Below are 19610 nucleotides of genomic sequence, written 5' to 3'. Positions count from 1 at the left end.
TGCGCTCAGTCGTCGTCCCGGAGGCCCGCCTCGACGAGGCGTCGGTAGAGCGTGGGCAGGTGGTGCCCGCCCGCCTCGGCCGCCTGCGGGAAGAGGGACGTCTCCGTCATCCCGGGTGCGACGTTCACCTCGAGGAACCACGGCTGGCCGTCGGCGTCGACGATGAGGTCCGTCCGGGACAGGTGGCGGAGCCCGAGGGCCTGGTGCGCCGCCACGGCGACGTCCGCCGCCCGGCGGGCGTGCTCCTCGCTGAGGCGTGCCGGCGCGAAGTACTCGGTCCGCCCCGGGTTGTACCGCGCGTCGTAGTCGTAGGGCCCGTCCGTGACGACCTCGACGGCCGGCAGCGCGACCGGCTCGCCGTCGAGCTCGACGACGCTCACCGCGACCTCCGTGCCCTCCACGGCCCGTTCGATCAGCGCCGTGTCGCCGTAGGCGAAGCACGCGACCATCGCGCGCGGCAGGTCGTCGGCGGAGCGCACGAGCGTCACGCCGAGCGCGGAGCCCCCACGGGAGGGCTTGACCACGAGGGGCAGACCCAGCCGGGCGACGACCGCGTCCATGACGCGCCCGGCGCCGAGCTCCCGGAACAGGCTCTGGGGGAGCGTCACGAACTGCGGCGTCGCGATGCCGGCGCGGGTGACCGACGTCTTGGCGATCGGCTTGCTCCACGCCACCCGGCTCGCGCGCGGCCCGGTCCCGAGGCTCCGGACGCCCAGCAGCTCGAGGACGTCCCGCACCGAGCCGTCCTCGCCGCCGGCGCCGTGCAGCAGCGGCCAGACGAGGTCGGGGCGCGTCTCGGTGAGAGCGGGCACGAGGTCCGCGTCGACGTCGTGCACCCACACCTCCACCCCGGCGGACCGCAGCGCCTCCGCCACGCGCCGCCCGGACCGCAGCGAGACGTCACGCTCGTGGGAGAGGCCGCCGGCCAGGACGACGACGCGCGGGGTGGTGGGAGTGGCTGCGTGCGGCACGGGGTCGGGTCCTCCTGGACGAGGTGGCCGCCGCGGCGGCCGGGTGCGGGTGCGGGACGGGCGAGGATCCGGCGGCTCGCCCGCCCCGACCGTACCGGCTGACGGAGGCCGGTCGACCGCGGGAGACGGTCCGGGCGGAGCGCCGGATCAGGCCAGGTCGGGGCCCGGCGACTGCACGTCGTCGCCGCGAGGTGCGCCGCCCGTGCCGAACAGCGACACGAGCTCGCTCTCCGCCGACACGACGCCCGCGAGCCGGCGCACGCCCTCGCGGATGCGCTCCGGCGTGGGGAAGCAGAACGACAGACGCACGTGGTCGGTGCCCTGGCCGTCGGCGTAGAAGGCGGTACCGGGCACGTACGCGACCCGTGCCGTGACCGCGCGGGGCAGCATGGCCTTCGCGTCGAGGCCGTCGGGCAGCCGCACCCAGGTGTAGAAACCGCCGTCCGGCACGGTCCAGGTGGCGTCGGGCAGGTGCTCGGCGAGCGCGCCGATCATCGCGTCCCGTCGCTCCCGGTACAGCTCCCGGAACGCCTTGACCTGGCCCTTCCAGTCGCAGGTGGCCAGGTAGCCGCTGATGGCGAGCTGCGAGGCGTTCGACGGGCACAGGATCGCCGACTCCGAGGCCAGCACGAGCTTCTCGCGGACGGCGTGCGGGGCGACCGCCCAGCCGACCCGGTACCCCGGCGCGAACGTCTTGGAGAACGAGCCGAGGTAGATGACGCCGTCCTCGCTGCTGGCGCGCATGGCGGGCAGCGGGTCGCCCTCGAACCCGAGCAGGCCGTACGGGTTGTCCTCGATGACGAGCACCCCGTACCGGTCGGCGATCTCGAGGATCCGGGGCCGGCGCTCGGCGGAGAGCGTCACGCCCGCGGGGTTGTGGAAGTTCGGGATCGTGTACAGGAACTTGACGCGCCGGCCCTGGCGGGTGAGGTCGGCGAGGGTCGTCTCCAGCGCCTCGGGGACGATGCCGTGCGCGTCGAGCGGGACGTGCACGACGTCGGCCTCGTAGGCGCGGAACACCCCGAGCGCCCCGACGTAGGAGGGGGCCTCCGCGACGACGACGTCGCCCGGGTCGATGAACAGCCGCGTCACCAGGTCGAGGGCCTGCTGCGAGCCGGTGGTGACGACGACGTCGTCCGGGTGCGCCTCGATGCCCTCGAGCCGCATGACCTCGAGGATCTGCTCGCGCAGCGTCTCGTCACCCTGGCCGGACCCGTACTGCAGGGCGGTCGTGCCGCGCGTGGCGACGACGCGCCGGGCGAGGTCGCCGATCACGTCCAGGGGGAGGCCCTCGAGGTACGGCATGCCCCCCGCGAGCGACACCACCTCGGGACGGTTCGCCACGGCGAACAGCGCGCGGATCTCCGAGGCGCGCATGCCGTGCGTCCGCTCGGCGTAGGAGCCGAGCCAGCGGTCGAGCCGCGTGCCGGCGGCCGGGGTCGGGTGGGGGCCCGACGCCGTGCCGTCGGGCCGCTCAAGAGCGGTCATCTTCCGAGTGTGCCACGCCACTCGCGCCGCCCGGTGGCCCGTCCACAGCGGGCGCGCCGCACACCCGCAGAACCTCCCCACCCGGAGGAGGCCCGCTGTCACCCGGCGGCGACGTCCTCCAGCGCGGAGTCGAGCTCGGCGGCGTAGGCGCGCTTCTCGCGTGCACCGACCAGCGTGCGGACGAGCTCACCCTGGTGGAACACGTACAGCGTCGGGATCGAGACCACGCCGTAGCGGGCGGCGAGGTCCTGCTCCGCCTCGGTGTCGACCGAGACGAACCGCAGCCGGCCCTCGTAGGTCCGCGCGAGCTCCTCCAGCACCGGTGCCACCATGCGGCACGGCACGCACCAGTCGGCCCAGAAGTCGACGACCACCGGCAGCGGCGACCGCAGCACCTCCTGGTCGAAGGTGCCCGCGGTCACCGCGAGCGGCGCGGCCACGCCGGTCAGTGCCCCGCGGCGGCCGCGCCCGAGGCGGTGTCGGCGCCCTGCGCGGCGAGCGCGTCGCCTGCGTCGACGCCCGCGGCCTCGACGGCGGCGGGGATCTCCGCGGGCGAGGCGGGGTCGACGTCGCCGAGCGCAGCCAGGTAGTGCTGGGCGTCCAGGGCGGCGGCGCACCCGGAGCCGGCGGCGGTGATGGCCTGCCGGTAGGTGTGGTCGACCGCGTCACCGGCGGCGAACACACCGGGCTGGGTGGTGCGGGTGGAGCGGCCCTCGACCACGATGTACCCGTTGTCGTCCAGGTCGACCTGCCCGACCAGCAGCTCGGTGCGCGGGACGTGCCCGATCGCGACGAACACCCCGGTGGCGCCGTGCTCGCGGGTCTGCCCGGTGAGGGTGTCGCGCAGCGTGACGCCGGTGACCTTGTCCTGGCCGTGGATCGCGACGACCTCGCTGTTCCAGGCGAAGGAGATCTTCGGGTCGTTCTTGGCGCGGTCGGCCATGATCTTGGAGGCCCGCAGCTCCTCGCGGCGGTGCACGATCGTGACGGACTTGCCGAACCGGGTCAGGAACGTGGCCTCCTCGACCGCGGAGTCCCCGCCGCCGACCACGATGATGTCCTGGTCACGGAAGAAGAACCCGTCGCAGGTCGCGCACCAGGACACCCCGCGCCCGGACAGCCGCTTCTCGTCGGCCAGCCCGAGCTCGCGGTAGGCCGACCCGGTGGCCAGGATCACCGCGCGGGCACGCACGGTCTGCCCGCCGCCGGTCACGATCGTCTTGACCGGCCCGGCCAGGTCGACCTCGACCGCGTCGTCCCACAGCACCTGCGCACCGAACCGCTCGGCCTGCTGCTGCAGGTTGTCCATCAGGTCCGGGCCCAGGATCCCCTCGGGGAACCCCGGGAAGTTCTCCACGTCCGTGGTGGTCATCAACGCACCACCGGCGGTCACCGACCCCGCGATGACGTAGGGGGCCAGACCCGCGCGCGCCGCGTAGATCGCGGCGGTGTACCCGGCGGGGCCAGAACCGACGATGACGATGTCGCGGACGGGGGTCTCGGTCACGGTGCTTCCTCGGGTCGGGGGACGAGCTGATGCCGGGAGAACAGATCGGCGGACCGGTCTGTTCCGGGCCCGGGAGGGCCTGCGGTCAGGAGACGGAGAGGGTCGAGATCTCGATCTTGTTGGCGCCGTCCGGTGCCTGCGCCAGCGCGGTGAACCACAGGACGATGCTCTGCGTCTCGGTCGGCTGGGCGAGGGTGAGGACGGTCTGCGGGGAGAGGGGGCCCGCCGCGAGGACGTCGCCCGCCGTGGGGTTGGCACCGTCGGTGGACCGGACCTCGACGTTGCCGCCGGACCCGTTGACGTCGAGCGTGATCGCGCTGACCGTGGCGGGCTGCTGCAGCGTGACGACCAGGCCCACGGCGTCCTTGAAGCCCGCGAAGTCCGGGCGGTTGTACGTGTGGGTGTACCAGGCCGTGGCCGGGTCCCCGTCGGTGAGCCGCCCGACGAGCTCCTCGTGCTCGCCGTCGTCGTCCGACGTGTCGATGGTGGTGACGGTGGCGATGACCGGCGGCTCGGTGGCGGGCGCCTCCTCGTCCTCGCCGGCGCCGTCGTCGCCCGTGTCCTCCGGCGCGGGCGGTGCGGTGACCGTCGGCGTGACCACCGGGACGGCCCCGGCGGAGTCGTCCCCGCCGCCGTCCCAGGGGCGCAGCACGTTGCCGATGGCGATCACGACGCCGACGACCACGCCGATGGCGACCAGTCCGAGGACCCAGCGCGTCGGGTCGAACCGGCGCTGGCCCGGGCCGCGGGAGGGCTCGTCGGCGGCGAACGGCAGGTCCCAGTCCGGGTGGCCCGGACCGCCCGGGGCGTCCGCGGCGCCGAGGGGCTCCGGGTCGGCGGCACGTGCCGCGGCCTCGGGTGCCGGCCGTGGCTCGGGCGTCACGGTCGCGAACGCCGAGGTCGTCCGGCGGACCGGGGGGCCGGACGGCTCGGAGGCCCCGGCGTTGCCGGTCGTGCTCGCGTCCTGGGCGGACGCGCGTGCCGGCTCGGGCCGGGGTGACGCGGCAGCGGCGGCGGCGGCGAGACCGGCGACGGCGGCGTCCCCCGCCGCGGGACGGTCGTCGCGCTCGTCGTCCTGCTCGCGGCGGGCCTCGCGGTCGCCGGACGGCGCGCCACGACCGGCGGGCGGGATGGCCGGCGGCATGTCGGGTCCGGCCGCCGGTGCGGGCTCGGCCGCCGACCCGGACCGGGCGGGCGGGACGGACGGCGGGGTGTCGCCGGGGGCGTCCGACGGGCCGTCGGGCGCGGGTCCGGACGTGCGCGAGCCGACGGGGACGGCGGGGGCGGCGTCCCGGGGCGCCGGGTGCCCGGCCCCTGGGCCGCGCCGAACGCGGAGCGCACGGACTGGCGTGCCACGCCGCCGCCCGCCGCGGCGGTGCCGGCCGCCGCGCCGGCCCCTGCGCCCGCGGCCGTGGCAGCCGCCTCGCCGGTGGCCGCTGCAGCGCCGACCCCGGGGACGGCCCCGGTGCCGGTCGCGCCCGCGGTGGTCCCGGTCGCGGCAGCGGCGCCCGCCGCCCCACCCGCAGCCGCGGCCCCGCCACCGGCCCCGGCCGCCGGAGACCCCTCGGCCGGGGTGTCGCCGTCCGCGGTCGGGCTGGTGCGCTGCTGGTCGTCGCTCATGGGGCTGCTTCCCGTCGGAGGTGCGGTGGTCGTGCCGGTGGGCGTGCCACCGTCCGCGCGCGGGGGCACGGGGGAGTCGGTGAGGGCGGGCCAGCGCCCGGAGTCGGCGGCGCGGAACACCTCGTCGGCGCGGACGGCACGCCAGGGCTCGAGCTCGCGGACGAGCTCACCGGGGCTGTGCGGGCCGTCGTCGTGCGGCCCGAGGGTCACGACGCAGAGCGTGTCGAGGTCCGCGGGCACGCCGGGCACCAGGTCGGCGGGTGCGGTGGGGGAGCCGTCGTGGTCGGGCGCGGCCGGCAGCCCGGGGTCGACGGAGGCGGAGGGCCCGTCGGGCGCCCTGGAGGCCCACTCCTCGAACGTGGGTACGGGCGCGGTGGTGGTCGTGGCGGCGGGCCACTGCCCGGTGAGAGCGGCGTACAGCACCCGGACCAGGCCGACCGTGTCGGTGCGGCTCATGGCGTGCGCGCCCCCGCCTGCGGCGTCGAGCAGCTCGCCGTCGACCGCCAGCCCCTCCACCACGACGCGGCTGCCGGAGGTGAGGACCACGGTCTCGGGGCGCAGCGCGAGGTGGTGGACGCCCCTGCGGCGCGCGACCTCCAGGGCGGCGGCTGCCTCCCCGACGACCGCGCGCGCCTGGTCGGGGGCGAGCGGGGCGCGGGCGGCGAGCGCCGCGAGGCTGCGTCCGTCGACCGCCTCCGTGACGACGTAGCCCGTGCCGTCGGCGGTCCCGACGTCGAGGATCCGGGCCAGGCGGGGGTCGACGACGAGGGCGGCCCTCCGCGCGGCGTCGAGCACGGCAGCCGCGCGCGGCCCGGTCACGAGGGTCACCGTGACCCGCCGGGCCAGGATCTGGTCGGTGGCGGTCCAGCGCTCGGCGCCGGGCAGGTCCCCGTGGCGCGGCTCGTCCAGCCGGTACCGCCCGGCGACGGTGCTCCCGAACCGGCCGGCGGGGTCGCCGCGACGTCCGGGGTCCCCGGGTCGGGACTGCGCCACCTGGTCCTCCGTCGGGTCGTCGGGTCGTGGGGTCTGCCGCCGGTCGGCCGCGCCGTCACCGGCGCGGGCTCCCCGTCATGCTAGACGGGCTGCCGGTGCGGCGGCGGATCCGCGGGGGTCCCTGGGGACCGCGTCGCCCCGCCGGCCGGGCCGGCGACGGAGGGCTCGCGGACCGGCCGGGTCAGCGCCCGCGGCGCACCACGCGGAGCACGGGCCGCAGCAGGACACCCAGCTCTCCGACGCGGAGCAGGGCGAGCGTGCCGACGTACACCGCGGTGATCAGCACCGCGCCGGCGACGCACGCGACCACGGCGTCCCGGAACGTCTGCACCGGGCCGAGCGCGGCCAGCAGCCCGAGCCCCGCGGCGGCCGCGAGCACCGCCCCCGCGCCGGCCTTGAGGTGCAGCACCAGGACCCGCCGGCCGTCGAGACCGCCGAGCCGCCGCCGGACCGACACGAGCGCGGCGGCGGCCCCGACCAGGTACGACAGCGCCATCGACGCGCACGCCGCGGCGACCCAGTACCGGTCGGCGAGCAGCGCCCGCCCCAGCTCGGTGCCCCCGACGACGACGGCCGCCATGACGACCTGGACGGGGATCATCCCGCGCGCGTCCTCGTAGGCGTAGTACACGCGCTGGCACAGCGACCAGATCCCGAACGGGACGAGGCCGAGCAGGAGCACCACGACGACGACGGCGAGCGAGTGGACGGCCGTGTCGGTCTGCGTGGGGAACATCGCGCGGACCAGCGGGAACGCGAGGACCGCGATCCCTGTCGTGGCCAGCACGGTGAACACGCCCACGGTGCGCAGGCCGAGCGAGAGGTCGGCCCGGACCCCCGCGGCGTCGCCCGCGGCCGCCCGCCCGGACAGCCGGGTGAACAGCGCTGTCGCGAGCGTCACCGTGACGAGGGAGTGCGGGAGCATGAACAGCAGGAACGCCCGGTCGTAGACCGCGTTGCCGGCGAGACCCTCGCCGGTGACCGACGACGCGACGACGCTGATCCTCCAGACGCCGACCTGGCCGATCAGCAGGCCGAGGAACGTCCAGCTCGCGACCCGCCCGGCCGACCCGAGGCCGGACCCGCGCAGCCCCCAGCGCGGCCGGTACCGGAACCCGCTGCGGTACAGCGGTACCAGCAGCACGAGCGCCTGCGCCACGATGCCGACGGTCGCGGCTCCGCCGAGCACCGCGGTCTGGGCGCCCGTCCACTCCCCGACCGGCGTGTGCTCGTCGACCGGGCCGTACGTGCGGACCAGGACGAGCAGGCCCGCGATGAACACGATGTTGTTGACCACGGGGGCCCACATGTAGGGCCCGAACGAGCCGCGCGCGTTGAGCACCTGGCCCAGAAGCGAGTACAGCCCGTAGAAGAAGACCTGCGGGATGCACCAGAACGCCATGGTCGTGGCGACCGCCGTGACGCGCGGGTCGGGGAACTCGGAGTACAGCAGCACCCACAGCGGGGCGGCCGCGGTCAGCACGACGGTCAGCCCGCCGAGACCGACGATGCCGACGGTCAGCAGCCGGTCGACGTAGTGCTGGCCGTCGGGCCGCCGGTAGGCCCGCACCACCTGGGGCACGAGCACGGCGTTGAGCACGCCGCCCGCGATGAGCAGGTACAGGGTGTTCGGCAGCTTGTTGGCGACGGAGAAGGCGTTCGCCACGCTGCCCGTCAGGCCGATCGCCCACCCGAGCAGGGCGGTGTTGACGAAGCCGAGGACGCGGGACGCTGCCGTGCCGGACGCCATGATGAGCGACGAGCGTCCGAGCCCGCTGCGGGCCGGGAGCGCGGGCGCGTCCGCGGCCGGGTCGCCGGATGCGGGATCGGTGGCCGCGGTGCCGCCGCCGGCGGTGCCGTCCGGGTCGGCCCCGGCCGCCCCGGGGGCGGGTGTCGTCATGAGGGGTCCTGTCGTCCGGGCCGGTCGGGAGCGTCGTCGGGGTCCTCGTCGTCGGTGCCCACCGGGGGCTGCGCGGCGCGGGCGGTGACCGGGTCCTGCACCACGCGGGCGCCGCGCCGGGCGGTCTGCCCGCGGCGGACCGTGCGCCAGATGCCGAAGGCGAGCGCCAGAGCGAGCAGCACGCCGATCACCCAGCTGCCGACGCTCTCGATGGTCGGCGCGACGCGCGCGGAGAACTGCACGGGCGTCGCCAGCTCCCGCCCGCCGGCGGACACCAGGCTGACGTCGACCTCGACATCGCAGTTGGCGCTGGCGCGCAGCGTCAGGACGACGGAGGTCTCCTGCTCCGGCGGGACGGTCGTGAGGTCGGACCGCGCGGTGTCGAGGCAGCCCTTGTGCGGGCGCAGCTCGACCCGCACCCGGGCGGCCTGGTCGAGCTCGTTGCGGACGGCGACCGTGATCTGCGCGGACGACGAGATGACGGTGAACTGCTGGTTGAGCACCGCGACCAGCCCGGACTGCCGGTCGGTGGCCTCGCGGCGCGCGTCCGCCACGGCGGTGGCGCGCCCCTCGGGGTCGTCGCGCCAGGCCACGGCGAGGGGGGCGACGAGCGCGGCGTCCAGCCCGTCGAGCAGGGCGGCGGGATCCTCGACCACGCTCGCGAACTCGCCGGCGGCGCGCCAGTCCGCGGCCAGCGCGTTGACCCACGCGGGGGTGAGCTCGGTGCCGGCGCGGCTCGACGCGGGCAGGGCCCCGCGCTCGGACGCGGTGTCGGTGCCCGTCGCGAGCTCCCCGACGCCGACGGTGTCGACCCACGGCGCGGCCTCGAGCGCGTCGAGCGCCGCGGAGGTCAGCGTCGCGGAGGGCTGCCAGTCGCGCGGCAGGGTGGCGAGCACGTCGACGCCCTCGTCGTCGCCGGCGCGGGCGAGCACGGCGGTCTCGGCGAGGGCGCGCTGCGCGGTGGTCGCCGCGGTGGCGCCGGGCTGGACGGCGGAGGGGGTGGCGAGCAGGGCGCTGAGCGTCGCGTCGGGGACCAGCGCGGAGACCGCCCCGCCGTCGGTCGCCACGGACGCCCGTGCACCGACGGGGGCGAGTCCGAGCGGCGGCAGCGCGGCGGACCCGACGACGAGCGGCACGCCGGGCGCCGAGCTCGCGGCGCGGGCGGCGGTCACGAGGTCCGGCACGTCGTCGGCGGTCAGCAGCACGGGCCGGGCGTCCGACCACAGCGCGCTGTCCTCGGTGGACCCGGTGACCTCCTGGGCGAGCTGCAGCAGGTCCGCGTCCGGGTCGGGCTCGCCCGCGTGCGCGATCGCCGCCAGGTCGGGGTCGGCCCAGGGCAGCCGCAGCACCTCCCGGGACCCCGCCGCGTCCTCGAGGGACGAGAACCAGGCCCGGTCGGCCCGCGACCCGGCGGCGGCGGCCTCCACGAGGGCGGGGTCGACGGCCCAGGTGACGGAGGGGTGCTCGGCGGTGGCCTGCAGCAGGCGGCTCAACCGGCCGCCCGCGGAGGTCAGGGCGGTGAGCGCGGCGTCAGACCCCTCGTCGTCGGTCGTGCCCTCGTCGTCGGTCCCCGACCCGGCCCCCGCGCCACCGGTGGGTGAGGAGGTCGGGGTGGGCGAGCCGGTCGCCTCCGGCGCGCCGGTGGCCCCCGGGCCGCCGTGCTCGTCCTCGCCGTCGTCCTCGCCCGCCGTGGTGCTCGCCGCCGTGCTCGCCGGGTCAGTCGCGGGTCCCACGACGGGCGCGAGCACGCCGAGCCGTGTCGCCGGCACGTCCTCCGCGGACTGCCACAGCAGGAACGTGCGCTCGATGCCGACGCGGGACGAGCCGTCGAACACGTCGAGCGCGATGCCGCGCGGACCCCAGGCGTCGTCGGTGCGGAGCAGCCCGATCGCGGAGGCGGGCACCGTGACCTCGACGGTCACCTGCTGCCCGGGCTCGAGGGGGTCGTCGAGCACGGTGGTCGCGGCCACGTCGCCGACGGGGCTGGACGCGCCGCTCGCGGCCCAGCGCGCCAGCTCGTCGCGCGACGACATCCGGTACCGGTAGATGCGGACGGACGCGCGGGGACGCTCGACGGCCTCGTCGCCCTCGTTCCGCAGCCGGGCGGTCACGGTGAGGTCCTCGCCGGGCTGCAGCACCTGCGGCGCCACGTCGGTCACGGCGACGGAGACCGGAAGGTCGTCCGTGGCGGGGGCTGCGGGCACGGGCACGGCCTGCGCGGTCCCGGTTCCCGCCGCGGCGACCGCCGGTGCCACGGACAGGGCCGGCAGCGCGAGCACGGCGGTCGCGACGAGGGCGGCGGCGGCCCTGCGCGCCCGGCGCCCGGTGCCCCGCAGCCTCATGCCTGGCCGACCAGGACCACGTGCGCGGTCTCGGCCAGTCGCCGCTCGTTGGGGTAGGCCAGCCGCGCCGGCAGCTCGAGGACCGGCACCCACGCCACGTCCTCGGCCTCCCCGTCGGGGTCGCCCTCGACCGTCAGCTCACCGCCGACCGCGCCCAGCAGGTAGTGGTGCACCATCTTGTGCACCCGCCGGTCGTCGCCCGTGAACCAGTAGTCGATGACGCCGAGCCGCCGGACGATCCGCCCGACGATGCCGGTCTCCTCGGCGATCTCGCGGACCGCTGCCTCCTCCGGCGTCTCCTCGCCCTCGAGGTGGCCCTTCGGCAGGCACCACTCGAGCCGGCCCGCGCGGTTGCGGCGCGCGATGACCGCCGCGACGTGGACGCCGCCCTCCAGGCGCACCACCAGGCCGCCCGCCGAGGTCTCCTCGACGACGGGCAGCTGGGTGTGCCGGACCCGGGTCGTCCGCGGGTCGATCCGCAGCGCGTGGCCCCCCGGAGGGGCGGGCACGCCCTCCGGTGGCAGGGCGCTCACGGGCTCGGGCATGCAGGCCACTGTAACGACTCCGCCCTGGCGACCGGCCGCGTGCGCGTGGAGGACGTGTGGACGGGGACCGCCGCCGCGCCGATCTGGCAGGCTTGGGCGTCGTGCCGCCCGAGGACCTGACCCCCCGCCCCGCCGCCGCGGGCACCGCCGACCCCGAGGCGCTGGTCGCGCTGCAGAAGCGCGCGCTCGGCGTGATCGCCGGACTCGCCCCGGCTGCCCTCGAGCTGGGCGGGCTGTTCCGCGCCGCGGGTCACGAGCTGGCACTGGTGGGCGGCCCGGTGCGCGACGCGTTCCTCGGCCGACCGAGCGCCGACCTCGACTTCGCGACCTCGGCGACGCCCGACGAGACCGAGCGGCTGCTGGCCGGCTGGGCGGACGCGCACTGGGACATCGGGCGCGCGTTCGGCACCATCGGCGCCCGCCGGCACGGGCGTCGCGGGGCGCCGGACGTCGTCGTCGAGGTCACGACCTACCGGACCGACGCCTACGACCCGACGTCCCGCAAGCCCGAGGTCGTCTTCGGAGACACGCTCGAGGGCGACCTGTCGCGCCGCGACTTCACCGTCAACGCGATGGCGATCCGGCTGCCTGAGCTCGCCTTCGTCGACCCGTTCGAGGGCCTGCAGGACCTCGCGCGCGGGGTGCTGCGGACGCCGGTCGACCCGCGGCAGTCGTTCGACGACGACCCGCTGCGGATGATGCGCGCCGCCCGCTTCGCCGCACAGCTCGGGTTCGCGGTCGACCCTGCGGCGCTCGCAGCAGCCACGGACATGGCGGAGCGGCTCGCCATCGTGTCCGCGGAGCGGGTGCGCGACGAGCTGGTCAAGCTGCTGCTGTCGCCGCAGCCGCGCCCGGGCCTGCGGGTCCTGGTCGACACGGGCCTGGCGCAGCAGGTGCTGCCCGAGCTGCCGGCGCTGCGGCTGGAGATCGACGAGCACCACCGCCACAAGGACGTCTACGAGCACTCCCTGACGGTGCTCGACAAGGCGATCGCCCTGGAGACCGGCCCGGACGGGGCCGTGCCCGGCCCGGACCTGGTGCTGCGGCTCGCCGCCCTGCTGCACGACATCGGCAAGCCGGCGACCCGCCGGTTCGAGTCCGGCGGCGGGGTGTCGTTCCACCACCACGAGGTCGTGGGCGCGAAGCTCGTCGCGAAGCGGCTGCGCGCGCTGCACTTCGACAAGGCGACGGTCCAGGCGGTCGCCCGGCTCACCGAGCTGCACCTGCGGTTCCACGGCTACGGGGACGGTGCCTGGACCGACTCCGCGGTCCGCCGGTACGTCACCGACGCGGGCCCGTTGCTGGAGCGCCTGCACCGTCTGACCCGATCGGACTGCACGACCCGCAACGTCCGCAAGGCCCGCCGGCTGTCCCAGGCCTACGACGACCTGGAGCGCCGGATCGCGGAGCTGCGGGAGCAGGAGGAGCTGGCGGCCATCCGCCCGGACCTCGACGGCACGCAGATCATGGCGGCGCTCGGCGTCGGCCCCGGCCGCGTGGTCGGCGAGGCGTACCGGTACCTGCTCGAGCTGCGCATGGAGCGCGGCCCGCTCGGCGAGGAGGCCGCCCGCGAGGAGCTGCTGGCCTGGTGGGCCGAGCGACAGGGCTGACGTCGCGCCGGCTCGGTCAGGCCGCGGCCGGCACCGCCTCGGGGACCGTCGCGCGAGTCCGGTACACCGCGGCCGCCGCCAGGTAGGCCAGCGCCAGCAGGGCGAACACCCCGCGGGACCACCCGGTGTCCGGCAGCGCGACGGCCGCCAGGGCCGCGGCGCCGACGAACGCCGCGTTGTACAGCACGTCGTACAGCGCGAACGCCCGGCCGCGGAACGCGTCCGCGGTGTCCCGCTGCACGATCGTGTCGACCGCGATCTTCGCGCCCTGCGCCGCCAGGCCCAGCACGAACGACCCGGCGAGGACCGCGGGGAACGCGACGGTGACCGCGAGGAGCGCCTGCGTCGCCGCCGCCAGCACCAGGCAGATCGAGATCCAGCCCTGCGGTCCGACCAGGGGCGACACGATCGGCGTCGCGACGACCGCCAGGGCGAAGCCGACCCCGGTCACCGCGGCCACGGTGCTGAACGTGACCAGCCCGGCCCGCGCGTCGGCGGGGTCCGACAGCAGGTTGCGTGAGATCAGCAGGCTCGCGATGAAGACGGCGCCGTACAGGAACCGGTGCACGGCCATGACGCCGAGCGCCCGGGCGGGGGTGCCGCGCCGGACCAGGTAGCGGGCCCCGCCGACGAGGCCGCGGGCCAGCGTGCCGAGCGCGCGGCGCATCTCCGACGCGTCGGCCCGGACGTCCGGACCCAGCAGGTCCTTGCCGAGCCGGGTCGCGACGAGCGAGGCCGTCGTCATCAGCACCGCCGCCGCGACCAGCGACGCCACGTCGCGGGTGGTGCCCCCCGGCAGCACCAGGCCGAGCAGGAACCCGATGCCCCAGCCGACGCCGGACGACACCGTGCCGAGCGTCGGGGTGATCGAGTTCGCCGTGAGCAGCAGCGGCCCGGCGACGACCCGCGGCTGGGACGCCGACAGCGCCGACAGCAGGAACCGGTTGACCGACAGCGTCACGAGCGCCAGCACGTAGACCGCGGGGGCGACGCCGGCCGTCGCCATCACCAGCGCCGTCAGCAGCGTCAGCCCCGTGCGGACGAGGTTGCCGACCAGCAGCACCTGTCGCCGGCGCCACCGGTCCAGCAGCACGCCCGCCCACGGCCCCACCACGGTGAACGGCAGCAGCAGCACCGCGAAGGCGGCCGCCACCCCGGTCGCGGTGGTGGCGTTCTCCGGCGAGAAGAAGAACAGCGTCGCGAGCCCCGCCTGGAACAGGCCGTCCGCGCACTGGCTCACCAGGCGCACGGCGAGCAGCCGCCGGAAGTCCACCAGGGGCCACAGCTGCTTCAGATCGGAGACCACCTGCACCGGGCCAGGCTAACGGGCGCTCCTCCTAGACTCGGTGCGGCCAGCCGACCGAGGAGACCCATGAGCACCGACCCCCAGGACGCCGGCGCGCTGCCCGACGGGTGGCGCACCATCCCGCCGGACCGGCTCGGCACGCCGGGCATCGCGTTCGCCGCCGCCCACGACGTGCCGGACGCCGGCTTCACCGCGAACGTCACCGTCGGGGTGCAGCGCTCCGCCGACCCGGGACTGGTGCTCACGCTCGGCGCCGAGGCGCTCCGGGCGATCCAGGCCACCGAGCAGGACGTCGCGCTGCACCGGCGCGAGCAGGCCGGGGACGCGACGACGCCCGCGCTCGCGCAGGAGGTGCGCTTCACCACGACGATCGACGGGGAGCCGGTGCGGCTCACCCAGGTGCAGGAGTTCGTCGCCCGGCCCGGCGCCGACGGCGCGCCCGCGACGGTGTGGACGCTGTCCGCGACCGCCACGCAGGCGCAGGCCGAGGCGCTCGCGGACGACCTGGAGACGCTGCTCGGGGCGCTGCGGGCGGAGATCGCCGCGTCCTGACGACGCCTCGTCCCCGGGGACGCGCGAGGGGCCCGGCACCGATGTGGTGCCGGGCCCCTCGTCGCGGGTCAGCGCTCGATCTCGTGGTCGCGCTGATCCTGCGCTCCGCTACGGGCGGGTCAGCGCTCGATCTCGCCGCGGATGAACTTCTCCACGAGCTCCCGGCCGTGCTGGTCCTCGTGCTGGACCGGCGGGGACTTCATGAAGTAGGTCGACGCCGACAGGATCGGGCCGCCGATGCCGCGGTCCTTCGCGATCTTCGCGGCGCGGACGGCGTCGATGATGATGCCGGCCGAGTTCGGGGAGTCCCAGACCTCGAGCTTGTACTCCAGGTTCAGGGGCACCTCGCCGAACGCGCGGCCCTCGAGGCGGACGTACGCCCACTTGCGGTCGTCGAGCCAGGCCACGTAGTCCGACGGGCCGATGTGGACGTTGCGGTCGTCCTTCTTGCCGGCCAGCGGCCCGTCCTCGAGGTTCGAGGTGACGGCCTGCGTCTTGGAGATCTTCTTGGACTCCAGGCGCTCGCGCTCGAGCATGTTCTTGAAGTCCATGTTGCCGCCGACGTTCAGCTGGTACGTGCGGTCCAGGATGACGCCGCGGTCCTCGAACAGGCGGGCGAGCACGCGGTGCGTGATGGTCGCGCCGACCTGGGACTTGATGTCGTCGCCGACGATCGGCACGCCGGCCGCCTCGAACTTCGCGGCCCACTCGGGGTCGGACGCGATGAACACGGGCAGCGCGTTGACGAAGGCCACGCCCGCGTCGATGGCGGCCTGGGCGTAGAACTTGTCGGCCTCCTCGGAGCCGACCGGCAGGTAGGACACCAGCACGTCGACCTTCGCGTCCTTGAGCGCCTGGACGACGTCCACGGCCTCCGCGTCGGACTCCTCGATGGTCTGGGCGTAGTACTTGCCGATGCCGTCGAGGGTCGGGCCGCGCTGGACGGTCACGCCGAGCGGCGGGACGTCGGCGATCTTGATGGTGTTGTTCTCGGACGCGACGATCGCCTCGGACAGGTCGAACCCGACCTTCTTGGCGTCGACGTCGAACGCGAGCACGAACTCCAGGTCGGAGACGTGGTAGTCCCCGAACTGCACGTGCATGAGGCCCGGCACCTTGGTGCCCGGCTCGGCGTCGGCGTAGTAGTGCACGCCCTGGACCAGCGACGAGGCGCAGTTACCCACGCCCGCGATCGCAACGCGGATGGCAGTCATCCTCGCTCCTTCTGAGGGGGTTGTGCCGCGACGATGGAGTCATCCTCGACAGCGTTCGTGCGGGTGGCGGCCGGGTGGCCGTCTCCCTGGGGACGGGCGCCGCGGTTGCTGCGCTCGTGGTCGATGAGGTCGTCGAGCCAGCGCACCTCGCGCTCGACCTGCTCGAGCCCGTGACGCTGGAGCTCGAGGGTGTACTCGTCCATGCGGACGCGGGTCCGGGTGACGGACTCGCGGATCGTCTCCAGCCGCTCGGTGAGCCGGGTGCGCCGGCCCTCGAGGATCCGCAGCCGCGTCTCGGCGTCGGTCTGCCCGAAGAACGCGAACCGGAAGCCGAAGTTCTCGTCCTCCCACGCGGCCGGGCCGGAGGACGCCAGCACGTGCTGGAACTGCTCCTTGCCCTCGGCGGTGAGCTGGTAGACGATCCGGGCGCGCTTGCCGGCGAGTCCGTGCGCGGGCGCCTGCTGCGGGTCGGACCCCGCGATGAGTCCGCGCGCGACGAGCGACTTGAGCGCCGGGTACAGCGACCCGTAGGACAGCGCCCGGAACGAGCCGAGCAGCAGGTTGAGCCGCTTGCGCAGCTCGTACCCGTGCATCGGGGAGTCGTGGAGCAGCCCGAGGATGGCGGACTCGAGCACGTCGGACTTGGCGCGCACCGGACCCCTCCTCCCGCTTGTTCGCACGACGATGTATCGAACTGATACATCGGGGAGCGTAGGGCGATCCGGGCGATCCGGGCAAGAGCGACGTCACGGCCGGCGCGTCGCGGACCCCCGATGCGGTGGTTCCCGCGCGGCTCGCGTGCCCCCGGGCGCCGGGGCTGCGAGGATCCTCGTCGGGTCGGGAAGCCCAGCGGCAGGCCTCGTGGCGATCACGTGAAGGTCCGCGGGCCCGGGGGACCCCGCCCCGGGCCGCCGCCACCGGCTCGCGCATACTGATCCGGGCCCGGCCGGCTCCTGCCGCTCGACGCCCCCTCACCGGTCCACAGGAAGGCAGTGCGTTGGCAGGCTCCACCCGACGGTCCTCGACCGCTCCCGCGCGGACGTCGCCGCGCGGCGGTGCGTCCCGGACCGCGGCCACCGGCAGCGCCCGGGGCGGCGGCCGGCGGCGGCTCATCGACTACCCCCGCCGGGGCTACCGCGGCCTGCACCGCTGGCTGCCCTCGTGGCGCTTCGTGGTCGGCAGCATCCTCGCCTTCGTGTTCCTCTGCCTCGGCCTCGCGGTCGCCGCCTACGCGCTGACCGACGTACCCGCGCCCGACGACTTCGCCGAGGAGCAGGCGTCGACCGTCTACTACTCCGACGGCACGGAGCTCGGCACCTACCAGGGCCCGAACCGGAACCTCGTCGACTACGAGTCGCTGCCGGAGTACGTCGGGCAGGCCGTCGTCTCCGCCGAGGACAAGACGTTCTTCGAGAACCAGGGCATCGACCTGCGCGGCATGGCGCGTGCCCTCCTCAACAACGTCACCGGCGGCGAGACGCAGGGCGCCTCCACCCTCACGCAGCAGTACGTCGAGCGGTACTACGTCGGCCAGACGACGACCGACTACCTCGGCAAGGCCAAGGAGGCCCTGCTGGCGATCAAGATCGCGCAGACGGAGACCAAGGAGCAGATCCTCGGCCGCTACCTCAACACGATCTACTTCGGCCGGAACGCCTACGGCATCGACGCCGCCGCGCAGGTGTACTTCGGCAAGCCCGCCGCCGAGCTCGACCTCTCGCAGGCCGCGATGCTCGCCGGGCTGATCCCGTCGCCCAACAACTGGGACCCGGCGGTCAGCCCCGAGAAGGCCGAGCAGCGCTGGAACTACGTGCTCGACGGCATGGAGCGCGACGGCTACGTCACCGAGGCCGACCGTGACGCGCTGACGTTCCCCGAGACGATCCCGTACGAGCGCAGCGACCGGCTCGCCGGCCCCAACGGGTACCTCCTCGAGTACGTGACGCAGGAGCTCACCGCCACGGGCTCGATCACCGAGGAGATGCTGCAGCGCCGCGGCCTGCGCATCACGACCACGATCCAGAAGCCGGTGCAGGACCAGGCCGTCGCCTCGGTCGAGAAGCTCCGCAGCGGTGGGCTCTCCGACGGAGCGACGCCCGCCGAGGCGCTCAAGGTCGGCATCGTGTCCGTCGACCCGACCACCGGCGCGATCGTCTCGATGTACGGCGGCCGGGACTTCCTGGCCGACCAGATCAACCGCGCCACCCGCGGCAAGGCCCAGGCCGGCTCGACGTTCAAGCCGTTCACGCTGATCGCGGCCCTGGAGAACGGCAAGGCGCTCACCGACACGTACCAGGGCTACTCGCCGCAGGAGTTCGACGGCTGGAAGGTCAACAACTTCGGCTTCCAGGACTTCGGCACGATCGACCTGGTCAAGGCGACGGAGCAGTCGGTCAACACGGTGTACGCCCAGCTCAACCTCGAGATCGGGCCGGAGAAGACCGCGGACGTCGCCGAGCGCGCCGGTGTCACCTCGCCGGTCAACGCGCTGCCGTCGAACGTGCTCGGCACCGACGACGTCAGCCCGCTCGACATGGCGTCGGCGTACGGGACCATCGCCGCGCAGGGCTCGTACCACAAGCCGTACATGGTCGCGGAGGCCACCTACCCGGACGGCGACGTCGCGTACTCGGGGCAGACCCAGCCGACGCAGCAGTTCGACGCCGGCGTCATGGCCGACACCACCTACGCGATGACCCAGGTCGTCGAGGCCGGCTCCGGGTCGACGTACATCAAGCCGATCGGCCGTGACATCGCCGGCAAGACGGGCACGTCGACCGACAACAAGTCGGCGTGGTTCGTCGGCTTCACGCCGCAGATCTCGACGGCCGTGGCGCTCAGCCAGGTCGGCGAGAACGGCAAGGACGTCGCCGAGATCACGCCGTGGGGCCGCGTGACGCAGGTGACGGGGTCCACGTGGCCGGCGGCGCTGTGGGCGGACTACATGACGCCTGTGCTGCAGCTCGAGCAGTACGCCACGCCGACGCCGTTCCCGCCGCGGGCGAACGTGAACGCGAACCGGCAGCCCACCGCACCCCCCACGACGGAGGCGCCGGTCGAGACGCAGGCGCCCGAGCCGGAGCAGCCCGCGACCGTCCCGGTGCCCGACGGCCTGGTCGGCAGGCTGTCCGGCGACGCGCAGGCCGCGATCGTGAACGCGGGGCTCGTGCCGGCGGTCACGGAGGTGTTCGACTCCTCGCCCGCGGGCACCGTGCTCGCCGCCAGCCCCGGACCGGGTGCGCAGGTGGCGCCCGGGTCGACGGTGTCGCTGCGGGTGTCGAAGGGCCCGGAGCCGCAGGAGCCGCCCGCGACGCAGGCTCCGGTGGACCCGCCGCCGACCGGTGCGCCGGATCCCGGTGCCGACGCGGGGGGCGGCACGACCGACGGCTGACCCGGCGCCCACGGGCCGGCCGCCCGCCGATCCTGCGGCGCCGCCGGGCGGTGCCGTCCAGCGTCCTGACGGGGCGTACCGCACGACCTGCGCGACCCGCTAGACTGGTGCGCTGCTGTGCCCAGCCGGCGTCGCCGATCGACACCGGCACGGCGCAGCGACGCACGACAC

15 protein-coding genes are annotated in these 19610 nt (G+C 75.2%); 3 read left to right on the top strand and 12 right to left on the bottom strand.

Annotation, left to right across the window (positions count from 1 at the left end):
• Nucleotides 1-5: 5 nt before the first annotated feature.
• From K5O09_RS18380 to K5O09_RS18340, 9 genes are all read right to left on the bottom strand, one after another.
• Nucleotides 6-971: a D-alanine--D-alanine ligase gene (locus K5O09_RS18380; protein ID WP_222170877.1), complete on the bottom strand. Its 966-nt coding sequence runs from the start codon at nucleotides 969-971 to the stop codon at nucleotides 6-8.
• Nucleotides 972-1118: 147 nt separating this feature from the next.
• Complete coding sequence (locus tag K5O09_RS18375) at nucleotides 1119-2459, bottom strand: PLP-dependent aminotransferase family protein (protein ID WP_222170876.1); 1341 nt, start codon at nucleotides 2457-2459, stop codon at nucleotides 1119-1121.
• A 98-nt stretch (nucleotides 2460-2557) separates the two neighbouring features.
• On the bottom strand, nucleotides 2558-2899 hold the full coding sequence (gene trxA, locus K5O09_RS18370) for a thioredoxin (protein WP_222170875.1): 342 nt from the start codon (nucleotides 2897-2899) through the stop codon (nucleotides 2558-2560).
• Between the two features lie 5 nt (nucleotides 2900-2904).
• Nucleotides 2905-3966: a thioredoxin-disulfide reductase gene (gene trxB, locus K5O09_RS18365; RefSeq protein WP_222170874.1), complete on the bottom strand. Its 1062-nt coding sequence runs from the start codon at nucleotides 3964-3966 to the stop codon at nucleotides 2905-2907.
• Nucleotides 3967-4051: 85 nt separating this feature from the next.
• Complete coding sequence (locus tag K5O09_RS18360) at nucleotides 4052-4849, bottom strand: discoidin domain-containing protein (protein WP_222170873.1); 798 nt, start codon at nucleotides 4847-4849, stop codon at nucleotides 4052-4054.
• Nucleotides 4846-6579, bottom strand: coding sequence for a protein kinase family protein (locus K5O09_RS18355; protein ID WP_222170872.1), 1734 nt, complete (start codon nucleotides 6577-6579; stop codon nucleotides 4846-4848). Before K5O09_RS18355 ends, K5O09_RS18360 begins: the two co-directional genes overlap by 4 nt.
• Nucleotides 6580-6760: 181 nt before the next feature.
• Nucleotides 6761-8479 (bottom strand): murein biosynthesis integral membrane protein MurJ, encoded by a 1719-nt coding sequence (gene murJ, locus K5O09_RS18350; RefSeq protein WP_222170871.1) that lies wholly within the window; start codon nucleotides 8477-8479, stop codon nucleotides 6761-6763.
• Nucleotides 8476-10821, bottom strand: coding sequence for a DUF6049 family protein (locus tag K5O09_RS18345; protein ID WP_222170870.1), 2346 nt, complete (start codon nucleotides 10819-10821; stop codon nucleotides 8476-8478). The genes murJ and K5O09_RS18345 overlap by 4 nt, the downstream gene beginning before the upstream one ends.
• The gene (locus tag K5O09_RS18340; protein ID WP_222170869.1) at nucleotides 10818-11366 is read right to left on the bottom strand and encodes an NUDIX hydrolase; all 549 of its coding nucleotides are present in this window, start codon (nucleotides 11364-11366) and stop codon (nucleotides 10818-10820) included. Before K5O09_RS18340 ends, K5O09_RS18345 begins: the two co-directional genes overlap by 4 nt.
• A 161-nt stretch (nucleotides 11367-11527) precedes the next feature.
• Here K5O09_RS18340 and K5O09_RS18335 point away from each other — a divergent pair, with 161 nt between their 5' ends.
• Nucleotides 11528-12976, top strand: a complete 1449-nt coding sequence (locus K5O09_RS18335) for a CCA tRNA nucleotidyltransferase (protein WP_370635585.1) — start codon at nucleotides 11528-11530, stop codon at nucleotides 12974-12976.
• 16 nt (nucleotides 12977-12992) lie between these two features.
• Here K5O09_RS18335 and K5O09_RS18330 read toward each other — a convergent pair whose 3' ends face one another.
• Nucleotides 12993-14288, bottom strand: coding sequence for an MFS transporter (locus K5O09_RS18330; RefSeq protein WP_222170868.1), 1296 nt, complete (start codon nucleotides 14286-14288; stop codon nucleotides 12993-12995).
• A 60-nt stretch (nucleotides 14289-14348) separates the two neighbouring features.
• Between K5O09_RS18330 and K5O09_RS18325 the strand changes: the two genes are divergently transcribed.
• Entirely contained in the window at nucleotides 14349-14834 is a 486-nt protein-coding gene (locus tag K5O09_RS18325) for a hypothetical protein (protein ID WP_222170867.1), read from the top strand.
• A 119-nt stretch (nucleotides 14835-14953) separates the two neighbouring features.
• Here K5O09_RS18325 and K5O09_RS18320 read toward each other — a convergent pair whose 3' ends face one another.
• A complete protein-coding gene (locus K5O09_RS18320; RefSeq protein ID WP_222170866.1) occupies nucleotides 14954-16048 on the bottom strand; it encodes an inositol-3-phosphate synthase in 1095 nt (364 codons plus the stop codon).
• Nucleotides 16045-16701: a PadR family transcriptional regulator gene (locus tag K5O09_RS18315; protein WP_222170865.1), complete on the bottom strand. Its 657-nt coding sequence runs from the start codon at nucleotides 16699-16701 to the stop codon at nucleotides 16045-16047. The genes K5O09_RS18320 and K5O09_RS18315 overlap by 4 nt, the downstream gene beginning before the upstream one ends.
• A 344-nt stretch (nucleotides 16702-17045) precedes the next feature.
• Between K5O09_RS18315 and K5O09_RS18310 the strand changes: the two genes are divergently transcribed.
• On the top strand, nucleotides 17046-19439 hold the full coding sequence (locus K5O09_RS18310; RefSeq protein WP_222170864.1) for a penicillin-binding protein: 2394 nt from the start codon (nucleotides 17046-17048) through the stop codon (nucleotides 19437-19439).
• The last annotated feature ends 171 nt before the right edge of the window (nucleotides 19440-19610 follow it).

It is taken from the genome of Cellulomonas sp. C5510 (assembly GCF_019797765.1).
GTDB lineage: Bacteria > Actinomycetota > Actinomycetes > Actinomycetales > Cellulomonadaceae > Cellulomonas.
Note: the sequence above shows the minus strand (reverse complement) of the source record. Positions and strands in the feature narration are given on the sequence as shown.

Bases quoted from the DNA above. Each gene is read 5' to 3' on its own strand.
- K5O09_RS18375 (WP_222170876.1), bottom strand. From the start codon at position 2,459: ATGACCGCTCTTGAGCGGCCCGACGGCACGGCGTCGGGCCCCCACCCG.
- K5O09_RS18340 (WP_222170869.1), bottom strand. From the start codon at position 11,366: ATGCCCGAGCCCGTGAGCGCCCTGCCACCGGAGGGCGTGCCCGCCCCT.
- K5O09_RS18325 (WP_222170867.1), top strand. From the start codon at position 14,349: ATGAGCACCGACCCCCAGGACGCCGGCGCGCTGCCCGACGGGTGGCGC.
- K5O09_RS18345 (WP_222170870.1), bottom strand. From the start codon at position 10,821: ATGAGGCTGCGGGGCACCGGGCGCCGGGCGCGCAGGGCCGCCGCCGCC.
- K5O09_RS18320 (WP_222170866.1), bottom strand. From the start codon at position 16,048: ATGACTGCCATCCGCGTTGCGATCGCGGGCGTGGGTAACTGCGCCTCG.
- murJ (WP_222170871.1), bottom strand. From the start codon at position 8,479: ATGACGACACCCGCCCCCGGGGCGGCCGGGGCCGACCCGGACGGCACC.